This is a genomic window from Pseudomonas sp. NFPP28, assembly GCF_900115535.1.
Taxonomy (GTDB): domain Bacteria; phylum Pseudomonadota; class Gammaproteobacteria; order Pseudomonadales; family Pseudomonadaceae; genus Aquipseudomonas; species Aquipseudomonas extremorientalis.
Genome location: NZ_FOWT01000003.1, coordinates 418,543 through 430,972, shown reverse-complemented (window position 1 = coordinate 430,972; position 12,430 = coordinate 418,543). Strand labels below are relative to the sequence as shown.

General features: G+C 63.4%; 7 protein-coding genes and 1 pseudogene. 4 read left to right on the top strand and 4 right to left on the bottom strand.

What is annotated here, in order from left to right; translation table 11 throughout:
* Positions 1 to 3: 3 nt before the first annotated feature.
* A pseudogene (locus BM110_RS30105) lies at positions 4 to 1,005 on the bottom strand (cache domain-containing protein); the annotation flags it as partial.
* Between the two features lie 232 nt (positions 1,006 to 1,237).
* On the bottom strand, positions 1,238 to 5,212 hold the full coding sequence (locus BM110_RS10685) for a bifunctional nitrate reductase/sulfite reductase flavoprotein subunit alpha (RefSeq protein ID WP_093513349.1): 3,975 nt from the start codon (positions 5,210 to 5,212) through the stop codon (positions 1,238 to 1,240).
* Positions 5,213 to 5,728: 516 nt separating this feature from the next.
* On the opposite strand from BM110_RS10685, the gene nirB reads away from it, so the two are divergent.
* The gene (gene nirB, locus BM110_RS10680) at positions 5,729 to 8,269 is read left to right on the top strand and encodes a nitrite reductase large subunit NirB (RefSeq protein WP_093121167.1); all 2,541 of its coding nucleotides are present in this window, start codon (positions 5,729 to 5,731) and stop codon (positions 8,267 to 8,269) included.
* A complete protein-coding gene (nirD, locus tag BM110_RS10675) occupies positions 8,269 to 8,631 on the top strand; it encodes a nitrite reductase small subunit NirD (protein ID WP_093121166.1) in 363 nt (120 codons plus the stop codon). The genes nirB and nirD overlap by 1 nt, the downstream gene beginning before the upstream one ends.
* Positions 8,632 to 8,862: 231 nt before the next feature.
* On the opposite strand, the gene BM110_RS10670 is transcribed toward nirD, so the two are convergent.
* Positions 8,863 to 9,360, bottom strand: coding sequence for a MarR family winged helix-turn-helix transcriptional regulator (locus BM110_RS10670; protein ID WP_256575385.1), 498 nt, complete (start codon positions 9,358 to 9,360; stop codon positions 8,863 to 8,865).
* Positions 9,361 to 9,409: 49 nt separating this feature from the next.
* Here BM110_RS10670 and BM110_RS10665 point away from each other — a divergent pair, with 49 nt between their 5' ends.
* Positions 9,410 to 10,912, top strand: coding sequence for an FAD-dependent oxidoreductase (locus BM110_RS10665; RefSeq protein ID WP_093513347.1), 1,503 nt, complete (start codon positions 9,410 to 9,412; stop codon positions 10,910 to 10,912).
* A 143-nt stretch (positions 10,913 to 11,055) separates the two neighbouring features.
* Here BM110_RS10665 and BM110_RS10660 read toward each other — a convergent pair whose 3' ends face one another.
* Positions 11,056 to 11,616: a cysteine hydrolase family protein gene (locus BM110_RS10660; RefSeq protein ID WP_093513346.1), complete on the bottom strand. Its 561-nt coding sequence runs from the start codon at positions 11,614 to 11,616 to the stop codon at positions 11,056 to 11,058.
* Between the two features lie 162 nt (positions 11,617 to 11,778).
* On the opposite strand from BM110_RS10660, the gene BM110_RS10655 reads away from it, so the two are divergent.
* Positions 11,779 to 12,291, top strand: a complete 513-nt coding sequence (locus BM110_RS10655; RefSeq protein WP_093513345.1) for a GNAT family N-acetyltransferase — start codon at positions 11,779 to 11,781, stop codon at positions 12,289 to 12,291.
* Positions 12,292 to 12,430: the final 139 nt, after the last annotated feature.

Genomic DNA, 12,430 nt, shown 5'->3' with positions numbered 1-12,430 from the left:
CGCCGCGAGGAACTTGTTGAACCAGCCGGCCAGCTCGGCGGTTTCATCCTTGCCCTGTACCTGCAGTTCGTGGCGCAAGTCGCCTTCGCCCTGGGCGATGGACTGCAAGCCGGTGCTGACCTGGCCGATGGGCTTGACGATGACCTTGGAGAACGCCGCCGCGATCAGCCCGAAGATCAGCACCAGCACGCCGACGATGATGGCCGTGAGGTAGGTCATGCGCGTGGCTTCGGCCATGACTTCACGGTGTTCGATCAGGCCGATGTAGCGCCAGCCAAGGCCGGGGGAGGTCCACACGTTGGCCATGTAGCGCACGCCATCGATCACCACCTCGGTGGATCCCTGAGGCGTGTCGGCCAGCTGCGCGTAGGGCGCGCCCAGGTCCTTGAGCGGCTTGAAGCTGTGGGCGGCGTCACGCGGGTCCACCAGCACCACGCCGTCTTCGATCAGCATCACGTAGCCGCTTTCGCCCAGCTTGATGCTCTTGACCAGCTCGGTGAGGTTTTTCAGGGAGACGCTGACCACGAACACGCCCTTGGCCTTGCCGTTTTCCAGCATCGCCCGGGCGGTGCCCACCAATGCTACATCGTCCTTGTCGTAGTAATACGCGGGGGTGCGCACGGTTTTGCCGGGGCTGGCCATGGCCGCCTTGTACCAGGGGCGGGTGCGCGGGTCGTATTTGGCCAGTTGGGGGTCATCCGGCCATTTGGCGTAGGTGCCGTCTTCCAGGCCGATGGACAGGATCGCTGCCGCCGGGTGGGTGGCGCCAAAGCGTGCGAAGCGCTCGATCACGGCTTGCGCCTCGGCCGGCAGCGGTTGGCTGGCGGCATCGGCGGCCTGGTAGTTCTTCAGCGTGCTGACGGAAGTGTATACAGGATCAGTGGCCATCTGATCGACGTTTTGCAACGTGCCATCGAAGAACTGGCGAATGTTGCCGTCGATCTGGCGAATCTCCCGGGTGCTGCCATCGATGAACTGATCCACCGCCTGGGTCCGCGTGTTCATGACCGAAATCACGGCCACCAGGCTGACCGGAATAAATGCAACAGAGACAAATGCCAGGACCAGCTTATTTTTTATTTTCATCGAGACGACCATCAGCGTGAAGGGCGGCCAAATCGCTGCATTCCTCGATCAGGAGTCAGGCGATTTGCTATCACTGCTGTTTCGGCCTGGCACCGATAAATCTTTAGGGTTTTTTGTACACAATACAAAGTGCATATTGTTCTGTATCCAATCAATACACATCACGCAGATAACGTTTCTGTTCGCTCATCTGTCGCCAGTACTCCACGGCGCCCTCAACGCCAAGCCCGCCGTGGGTTTGCGCGACCTGACGCAAGGCCTGGTCGACGTCCTTGGCCATGTGGCTGGCATCGCCGCAGACGTACAGCCTGGCGCCGTCCTGTAGCCAGCGCCACAGCTCGGCGCCCTGATCGCGGATGCGGTCCTGCACATACACCTTTTGCGCCTGGTCGCGAGAGAACGCCAGGCTCAGGTGGGTGAGCAGGCCATCGCGCTGCATACCTTGCAACTCGTCCTGGTAGTAGAAGTCGCTGGCGGCGTGCTGTTCACCGAAGAACAGCCAGTTGCGCCCCTGATGACCCAGCGCCCGGCGTTCCTGCAAGAACCCACGGAACGGCGCGATGCCGGTGCCGGGGCCGATCATGATCATCGGCACCTCTGCGTCGCTGGGCGTGCGGAAGTGTTTCGACGGTTGCACGAACAGCGGCACTTCCCCGTCACCGACGCGGTCGGCGAGGAAGGTCGACGACACGCCTTTGCGCTTGCCATAACGCACAGCGGCCACGGTGAGGTGCACCTCGTGCGGGTACGCCTTGGCGCTGGAGGCGATCGAATACAAGCGCGGTTGCAGGCGCTTGAGAGTGCCCAGCAGCTCATCCGCCGAACAGTCGATGGGGTATTCCTGCAACACATCCGCCAGTTGCCGACCCCACAGCCAGTCATTGAGTTCGGCCTTGTGCTCGGGGTTGAGCAAGTGCTTGAGACCCGGGTTGGCGCTGCGCTCGGCGATGAAGGCCAGGGTGTCGCTGCTGGGCCGGGCGATTTCGAAGTGCTGGGTGAGGGCCTGTTGCAACGGCACATCGCCGAAGGTGTCGATGTTCACGCAAGTACTGGCATTCAGGCGGGTGAGGTCGAGCAGTTCGCTGACCAGTTCGGGGCAGTTGCGTGGTCGTATGCCCAGGGCATCCCCGGCTTCATAAGTCAGCCCGGAGTCGGCCAGGTCCAGGGCGAACTGGCGGGTTTCCTTGTGCGCGCTGTGCGGGTTGAGATGGCGGTTGAGCAGCAGGCGCGAGCCGTACAGCTTGGTTTTACCGGCGGGGGTGGCCGGTGCCACCGGTTTTGCCGGGTTGAGTGCCTGCTGGAACCGCGCCAGCCAGGCATCGGCGGCGGCTTCGAATTCAGTGTCGCAGTCCACCCGTTCCAGCAGGCGCGTTGCCCCCAGTTCCAGCAGGCGCCGGTCCAGTTGCTTGCCGTGGTTGCAGAACTGCTCGTAGTTGGCGTCGCCCAAGGCCAATACCGCAAAGCGCAACGACTCCAGGCGAGTATCGGCGGTGCGCAGGCTGTGCCAGAAACCTTCGCCGTTGTCGGGCGGGTCGCCGTCGCCAAAGGTGCTGCTGATCAGCGCCAGGGTGTGGGTGCTTGCCAGTTTACTCGCGGGGAAATCCGCCATCGCGCTCAGTTCCACGCTGATGCCTGTTTCGCGCAGGCGCTTGGCAAAGCGTTCGGCCAGGGCTTCGGCATTGCCGGTCTGCGAGGCCCACAGCAGGGTGACGGCCGGGGAGGGCGCGGCGAGGGGTTCTGTAGGACTGAACAAGCCGGCGAGCAAGCCGTTCAGCCATAAGCGTGACGCCTCGGTCAGCGGCGCAGTCGCCGGCAGGGTCGGTACGCCGAAACCCTGGCGCGCGGCGCTGGTGTGCAAGCCGCTGAGGAAGCCGGCGAGGTAGGTGCGTTCGCTGTCGTTCAGGGGCGGTGGCGATAGGTGGCGGATGCCGGTGATGTCGGCGAAGGCGTCGAGGCGCGACATGGCGGTGTCCTCTGCTACGGGGGAAGGGAGGTCGAGGAACTGGTGGTCGATCAGCTCGACACGGCTGAGGGCGACGGCGCAGCACTTGAACTCCGGCTGCAGGGAAATCGGGTCCACCGCATCATGGGTCACTGCGTTGATCGCCAGGTGTTCGCCGAACACATCGTTCCAGTGAAACGGCGCAAAGCAGTTGCCCGGCTGCACGCGGTCGGTGACCACGGCGGGCAGCACGGCGTGACCGCGCCGGGAGCGTATTTCGACCCGGTCCTTGTCCTTGATGCCCAGGCGGGCGGCGTCTTCGGGGTGCAGTTCGACGAAGGGGCCGGGGTTGAGTCTGTTCAGGGTGGCGATCTTGCCGGTCTTGGTCAGGGTGTGCCACTGGTGCTGCACACGACCGGTGTTGAGCACGAAGGGAAACCCGTCGTCGGGCATCTCGGCGGGCGGCATATGCGCGCGAGCGAAGAACCGCGCCTTGCCGTTTTCGGTGGCGAAGGTGAGGGTGCCGCCATGACGGTAGCGGATCGGGTTGCGGTGCGCTGCCTCAACCGGTGCGCAGGGCCATTGCACAGGGTTTTCACGCAGGCGCGGGTAGCTGGCGCCACGGATGTCGTAGCCGGTCTTGGGGTTCCAGGCCTGTTTGATTTCTTCAAAGACCTCGGCGGCGGATGCGTAGGTGAAGGCCTCGGCAAAGCCCATCTCACAGGCGACCCGGGCGATGATCTGCCAGTCGGGCAGGGTCTCGCCGGGCGCGTCCACGGCCTTTTGCATCAGGGTCAGGTTGCGCTCGGAGTTGATCATCACGCCCTCGGCCTCGGCCCACAGTGCGCCGGGCAGCAGGATGTCGGCGTAGCGGTTGGTCTCGGTGTCGAGGAAGGCGTCCTGGCTGATCACCAGCTCGGCGGTGTGCAGGCCGTTGATCACGGTTTGCCGGTTAGGCACGCTGGCCACCGGGTTGGTGCAGATGATCCAGCAGGCCTTGATCCGGCCGGCGGCCATCTGCTCGAACATCGCCACGGTGCCACTGCCGGCCTGGCGCGGCAGGCTGTCGTGGGGGATTTGCCACAGGTTTTCGATGAAGGCGCGGTCCGCGTCCACCAACACTGAGCGCTGCCCCGGCAGGCCCGGGCCCATGTAGCCCATCTCGCGGCCGCCCATGGCATTGGGTTGGCCGGTGAGGGAAAACGGCCCGCTGCCTGTGCGGCAAATGGCGCCGGTGGCCAGGTGCAGGTTGCACAGCGCGTTGGTGTTCCAGGTGCCGTGGGTGCTCTGGTTGAGGCCCATGGTCCAGCAGCTCATCCACTCGGTGGCCTGGCCGATCCAGTCGGCGGCTTGGCGGATATCCGCTTCGGCGAGGCCGGTGATGGCGGCGACGTGCTCGGGGCAATAGTCCTCCAGAAATGGCGGCATCGCCTCCCAGCCTTCGGTGAAGTTCGCGATGAAGGCAGGATCGGTATGGCCGTTTTTCACCAGCAGGTGCAACAGGCCATTGAGCAGGGCCAGGTCGGTGCCGGGGTTGATCGGCAGGAACAGGTCGGCCTTGTCTGCCGTGGCGCTGCGCCGGGGGTCGACCACGATCAGCTTCGCCCCGGCCTTGACCCGGTCCATCATGCGCAGGAACAGGATAGGGTGACAGTCGGCCATGTTCGCGCCGATCACGAAGAACAGGTCGGCGCGGTCGAAGTCTTCATAGGAGCCCGGTGGGCCGTCGGAACCGAGGGACAGTTTGTAGCCACTGCCGGCGCTGGCCATGCACAGGCGCGAGTTGGACTCGATGTTGGCGGTGCGCACAAAGCCCTTGGCCAATTTGTTGATCAGGTACTGGGACTCCAGCGACATCTGACCTGATACGTAGAAGGCCAGCGCGTCCGGGCCGTGTGTGTCGAGGGTCTGGCGCAGGCGCCGGGCGGTTTCGCTGATGGCCTTGTCCATGCCGAGGCGTACGGGGTCATGGTCGCGGGCCTGGCGCACATAGGCGTTCTCCATGCGGCCGGACTCGGCGATGGCCTGGCCGCAGGTAGTGCCCTTGGTGCACAGGCGCCCGAAGTTGGTGGGGTGGGCCTTGTCGCCGATCACCTTGACCACTTTATTGTGCTCGACCTGCAGGATGATGCCGCAGCCCACGCCACAATAGGGACACACACTGCGTATGTTTTGGTTGGCCATCTGAAACCCGTATAAACAAAAAAGGCGCCTTGTAACCCTCCGTTCAGAACGGGGGTTACACGGCGCCTTTGTCGTGAGAGGGCAGTCTGCGTTGACTGCCTGGTTGGAGTGTTCCTAGCAAGTCACGCGCCAGGTTTTTTTGTGGCGAGCGGGCTGGCCCCGCGTAGGGCTGCGAAGCCGCCCTACGCGGGGCCAGCCCGCTCGCCACAGAAGGGGTTTGTGCACTTTTATGACGCGAGGTGCACCAGTTGGAGGCGATTACGCGCAGTTTCATCGCCGTTGTTTTGCGTGTGATGCCTTGAGTGCGGGCTTTGTCTTCGCTTGGCACAGACCCTGCAAGCTCCCCATCAACCCACCTCGGTCAACGACGATCGACAACCAGGGCAATAGCGGTGAATCCGGCGCAGTCGCCTGATCCGAACCCGCACAAGAACAGGCAAAGACGCCTGGAACCGCAAGGTTTCAGGCGTTTTTTTTTGCTTTTAAAACCGTGATGAGCGTTGTCAGGTGCTTACTATGAACCCTCTCAAAACCTTGATCGTCGTCGGCAATGGCATGGTCGGCCACCACTGTGTGGCGCAACTGATCGAACGCGGCGCGCTGGCTCACTACCGTTTGCACGTGTTCAGCGAGGAGCCGATGCGCGCCTATGACCGGGTGCATCTGTCCGAGTATTTCACCGGGCGCGATGCCGAGTCGCTGGCGCTGTCCGACGCTGCGCTGTACCAGACGCCGGGGGTGACCCTGCACCTGGGCGTGCCGGTGCTGGAGATCGACCGCGCCCGCTGTGAAGTGATCACCGCCGACGGCTGTGTCGCCTACGACAAGCTGGTACTGGCCACCGGTTCCTATCCGTTCGTGCCGCCGATCGAAGGCGCCGAGGGCGACTCACGCCTGGTGTATCGCACCCTTGAAGACCTGGATGCGATCCGCAAGGCCGCCGCCAATGCCCGACGCGGCGTGGTGGTGGGCGGTGGCCTGCTAGGCCTGGAAGCCGCCAATGCGCTGAAAAGCCTGGGCCTTGAAGCCCATGTGGTGGAGTTCGCGCCGCGCCTGATGCCGGTGCAACTGGATGACTTCGGCGGCCTGGCGCTCAAGGCGCAGATCGAGCGGCTGGGCGTGGGCGTGCATTTGTCCCGTGCGACCCAGTCGATCAGCGCCGGCGAGCAGTACCGCTACCGCATGAACTTTGCCAATGACGAATTCCTCGAAACCGACCTGATCGTGTTCTCCGCCGGCATCCGCGCCCAGGACGCACTGGCCCGCAAGGCCGGCCTGGACATCGGCCCGCGTGGCGGTGTGGTGATCAACGATGAATGCCTGAGCTGCGACCCGAATATCTACGCGATTGGCGAGTGCGCTTCCTGGAACGGCAGCCTGTTCGGCCTGGTCGCGCCGGGCTACCAGATGGCGCGAGGCGTCGCCGCGCTGCTCTGCGCGCAAACCGCCGAGCCGTTTGTGGGCGCCGACATGTCGACCAAGCTCAAGCTGCTCGGCGTGGACGTGGGTTCCATCGGCGACGCCCATGCCCACACGCCCGGGGCGCGCAGCTACCAATTCATCGACGAGGCCAGTGCCAGCTATCGGCGCCTGGTGGTGGATGCTTCGGGCAAGCAGGTGATCGGTGCCGTATTGGTCGGCGATAACAGCTACTACGACACCTTGCTGCAGTACATGCAGAACGGCATCGCGTTGCCGTCCGAACCGGCCAGCCTGATCCTGCCGTCTTCCAGCGGCGCACCCACCCTCGGTCCCGGCGCGCTGCCGGAATCGGCTACCGTGTGCTCTTGCCATAACGTGACCAAAGGCGCGATCTGCTCTGCCATCGACGACGGGTGCAGCGACCTCGGCCTGCTCAAGTCGCAGACCAAGGCCTGCACCGGTTGCGGCGGCTGCGCCGGGTTGCTCAAGCAGGTGTTCGAGCATGAGCTGATCGCCCGTGGCGTGAGTGTCGACAAGAGCCTGTGCGAACACTTTGCCCATACCCGCCAGGAGCTGTACGCGCTGGTGCGCGTGGAAGGCATCGTCACCTTCGACGAACTGCTGGCCAAACATGGCCGTGGTCACACTGGTTGCGACGTGTGCAAGCCGGCGGTGGGCTCGATCCTGGCGTCGTGCTGGAACCAGCCGATCATGGACCCGTCCCTGGTGCCGTTGCAGGACACCAACGATACGTTCATGGCCAACATGCAGAAGAACGGCACCTACTCGGTGGTGCCGCGTATTCCGGGTGGCGAGATCACTGCGGACAAACTCATTGTGATCGGTGAAGTGGCGAAGAAATATGACCTCTACACCAAGATCACCGGCGGCCAGCGCATCGACCTGTTTGGCGCACAGTTGCACGAGTTGCCGGATATCTGGGGTGAATTGATCGCGGCCGGTTTCGAGACCGGCCATGCGTACGGCAAGTCCACGCGTACGGTGAAGTCCTGCGTGGGCAGCACCTGGTGCCGCTACGGCGTGCAGGACAGCGTGAAAATGGCGCTGCTGATCGAAGACCGCTACAAGGGCCTGCGTTCGCCGCACAAGCTCAAGTTCGCGGTGTCCGGTTGCACCCGCGAGTGCGCCGAAGCCCAGAGCAAGGACGTGGGCGTGATCGCCACCGAGAAAGGCTGGAACCTCTACATCGCCGGCAACGGCGGCATGCGCCCGCGCCATGCGGAGCTGTTCGCCACCGACCTGGATGACGCCACGCTGATCCGCTACATCGACCGCTTCCTGATGTTCTACATCCGTACCGCCGACAAGTTGCAGCGCACCTCGGTGTGGCGCGAGAGCCTGGAAGGCGGCCTGGATTTTCTCAAGGACGTGATCCTGCACGACAGCCTGGGCCTGGGCGCCGAACTCGAAGCGCAGATGCAACAGGTGGTCGACCGCTACGAATGCGAGTGGGCCAACGCCCTCAAGGACCCGGAAAAACTCAAGCGCTTCCGCACCTTCGTCAACGACAAACGCCCCGACCCGGACATCCACTTCGTCCAGGAACGCGGCCAGCGCCGGCCAATCATGGCCGCCGAACTCAACCTGATTGCCGTCACCGAGGAGATTGCCTGATGAGCCAAGCCACTACCCAACGCAACCTGGCCACCTGGACGCAGGTGTGCCGCGAGCAAGACCTGGTGAGCAACTCCGGCGTGGTGGTGTGGCTGGACGGCGCGCAAGTCGCACTGTTCTACCTGCCGGGCGCGCAGGCGCAGACGCTGTATGCCATCGACAATCACGACCCGCAGTCGGGGGCGAATGTGATCGGTCGCGGTTTGATCGGCAGCATCAAGGGTGAGCTGGTGGTGGCAGCGCCGATCTACAAGCAGCATTACCGCCTGGCAGACGGGCAGTGCCTGGAGGCGCCGGAGCAGCGCTTGCGGGTATGGCCGGTGCGGTTGAACGGTGGGGTGGTGGAGTTGGCGTTGGATTGATGCCGTGCGCGGGCTTGCTGAGGTGAAAGAGCTAGCTGAGGTGAAAGGGCTTGTTGTGGCGAGCGGGCTTGCCCCGCGTTGGGCTGCGCAGCAGCCCCAATCCCATCACCTCGGTCTACCTGAAGCAGCGATGTGGCCCTGAGAGAGGGGGGCGCTTCGCGCCCCAACGCGGGGCAAGCCCGCTCGCCACAACAAGCCCGCTCGCCACAGCAAACCAGCAAGTGGATGGCCTCAGGAAATCCCCTTCGTCGCACGCACGGAATCCTCCTTGATGTCCTCGGCAAACTTGCGCATCAGTCGCACCAGGTTGTCGAAATCGCCTTCCTCCCAGGTGGAGAAGATCGACATACCGATCCTTTCCCGCGCGTCATCGACGCGGTCGGTCATGGCCTTGCCTTTCTCGGTGATCACCGACTCGCGCACTCGGCGGTCGAGTGCGCTTGCCTGTCGCGTAACCAACCCCTGGCTTTCCAGCTTCGCCACCTGCCGGCTCACCGTGGTGTAGTCACGGCCCACGCGGTCGGCGAGTTCGACCACGCCAATCGGCCCCAGGCGCTCGACCAGCACCAGCAACGGAAACAGGGCGCGGTCCAGGGCAATCCCGGCTTCGCGCACCATCGCCTCGTCGCGTTGCGGGCGATTCATCACCCCTACGATCTCGACCAATGAGCCATGCAGGTCACGCAGCTGGGCGGATATATGTGCCTTTTGCACACTTTTAATTGACACGGTGTTGGCCTCTCTTAATATGTGCGTATTGCACATATAGGTGATCCATATGAAAGCGCAATTGGCTGTCGATGTACTGATTTGCGGTGCCGGTGCCGCCGGCCTGACCCTGGCGATCGACCTGGCGAGAAGGGGCATCAGCTTCCGCCTGATCGAAAAAAACCACCAGCCATTCCAGGGCTCACGTGGCAAGGGTATCCAGCCCAGGTCCCAGGAAGTCTTCGAGGACCTGGGGATTCTCGACCGTTTGATGGCGGTGGGTGGAGTCTATCCGACTGACCGGCGCTACCGCGACGATGGCAGCTACAGCGATGCCGAATTCACTGCATCCAAGGCGCCGACACCGGCCGAGCCCTACCGGCAACCCTTGATGGTGCCGCAGTTTCTGACGGAACAGGTGATGCGCGAGCGCCTGCTTGAACTGGGCCACTGGCCTGAGTTCGGTTGTGAGCTGGTGGGCTTCGAACAGGATGCCGATGGCGTCACCGCCAGGCTGGCCGGCCAGGGCGGCGAAGAAAGCCTGCGTGCCCGCTGGCTGGTGGGGGCCGATGGTGGTCGCAGCTTTGTCCGGCATGCGCTGGCTATCGGCTTCCCCGGCAAGACCCTGGGCGTGCGCGCCCTGGTGGCGGATGGGGTGCTTACCGGCCTGACGCGTGAGGCCTGGCATCGCTTTGGCGAAGGGGATATGCAACGCCAGATTGCGATCTGCCCGCTGGCCGGCACCGACCTGTTCCAGCTTCAGGGGCCGATCCCGGCCGATGGCGACATCGACTTCAGCGCCGAAGGGCTCACCGCACTGATCGCCCAACGCACTGGTCGCGCCGATGTCCAGGTGCACAGCGTGAGCTGGTCATCGGCCTACACCATGAATGCACGCCTGGCCGATCACTACCGCCTGCGCCGGGTGCTGCTGGTGGGTGACGCCGCGCATATCCACCCGCCCACCGGTGGCCAGGGCCTCAACACCAGTGTGCAGGACGCCTACAACCTCGGCTGGAAGCTGGCAGCGGTGGTGCAGGGCGCCCCTGAGGCTTTACTCGATACCTATGAAGAAGAGCGCCGGCCGGTGGCTGCCTCCGTGCTCGGTTTGTCCACCAGACTGCTGGGAGAAATGCAGCATGGCGAACTGCGCCGGGGCAGGGAAGTGCATCAACTGGACATCGGCTACCCCGAGTCCTCACTGGCGTTGAAGAGCCCCGTGCGTAAAGGCGTTGCAGCGGGCGACCGGGCGCCGGACGCGCCGGTCCGAGGTGCCGCCGGGCAGGCGCTGCGGCTGTTCCATCTGTTCCAGGGCACGCACTGGACACTGCTGGGGTATGGCGTCACGCGTGATTCAGTGCCCGCTTGGCCGGGCGTGCAGGTCCATATCGTTGGGCCTGAGGGAGATGTGATTGACGAGCAAGGTGAGTTTCAACGTGCCTACCAACTGGCGATTGGCGAGTGGGTGCTGGTGCGGCCTGATGGGTATATCGGCGCGATTGTAACGTCCGGGCAACGAGAGGAACTGGAGGCCTATCTGTTGGTTTACGCCGGGATAAGCCCGGCGGCCTGATAACTCTGGATCAGTTCGTCATACAAGCCGATATCGAGGCGCGTACGGGCCGTTTTATGACTGGACGCATGCGCTGCCACATGCCGAAAGCGAGCATGGAAACCTGCGCAAGGCGATTCGCTTGCCGGTCTGATGCGTCATGCTCACAACCTATCCAGGATTTCAGTGGTCTCTACAACCTTGGCATAGTCCATCGCCAGATTGCTCAGCGACAGCGCATGCACATCCTCGGCCGGCCACAGGCGCCCGGACAAATCGGTCTGGTCGAAGGTGTAGCAGGCGTCGGCAACCACCGTCACCTCAAAACCCAGGTTGCCGCCCGAACGTGCGGTGGCCTCGACCGAGTTGTTGGTAATCACACCCACGATCACCAGTTGCCGGACCCCACGCACATGCAGCCAGCGCTCCAGCCCCGTGGCCGTGAAAGCATCCGGGACGTTCTTTTCCACCACGTGCTCATGCGCCAGCGGTTGCAGGGTCGGCTGGAACTCGCAACCCGGTTGGCCCGGCCAGAACACCGAGTCGGGCGAGCGGGATATGTGGCGGATGTGCACCACCGTGCGGTTGGACTGCCGCCACGCCTGCAGCAGGCGCTGTATCTGCGCTTCGGCGCCGGGGTTGTTGCGTCGCCCAAGCTTCGGCTGGTTCATGCCTTGCTGCATGTCGATGATCAGCAGTGCGGCATTGCTGGTTAACGGTGTCATAGCGCTTACCTTTGCTCGTGAGGCTCGCAACATATCAGCCAACCTGGGCGCCTAGACAGCGATTTGTTCGAAGCCGGATAGCCCCGTCGCCACCCGGCGAATATAAACGGTCATGAGGCGTGGGTTTACTGGAAGGCCATTGCTCGAAAAAGGAATACCGGCATGATCCGCAAGGCATTACCCGACGACGCAAGGGACATTGCCCAGGTGCATATCAGCAGTTGGCAGGACGCCTACCGTGACCTGATGCCGGCCGAGTATTTGAGCGGGTTGCAAGCCACCCTGGCGCAGCGTGAATCCTTTTGGATGCGCTCGATTGAAGCGGACGAGCCCAAGGTTTGGGTCGCGGAGGTGGATGGGCAGGTGGTCGGTTGGATATCGGTCGGTGCCAGCCGTGACGAGGAGGCTGCGGGTAAAAACACTGGTGAGGTCATGGCCATCTATGTGTTGGCCGGGTACTGGCAAACAGGCGTGGGGCTGGCGTTGTGGAAAGCGGGCTTGCAGAACTTGATGGTGCAGGGGTACCAGGATTTGACGCTTTGGGTCTTGAGCCGGAATGAACGAGCTATCCGGTTTTATCGCAGGGCGGGCTGTGTCGAGGACACAGGCAGCGAGCGTACGCTCCAGAGGGGCGGTGTCACACTGGAAGAAGTGCGGTATCGGTTGGCTTTTTAGCGCGGGTGTCGGAGAAACTGTCAGTGAAATTTCCAATTGTTGCCTGAAACCGCGATCCTGCTGGTCTCCGGGTATGCCGAACGCCGGATCTTCCGCGGCTTACCAAGCCGTTTCGCCAAAGCGAACTTGCAACAAGCTT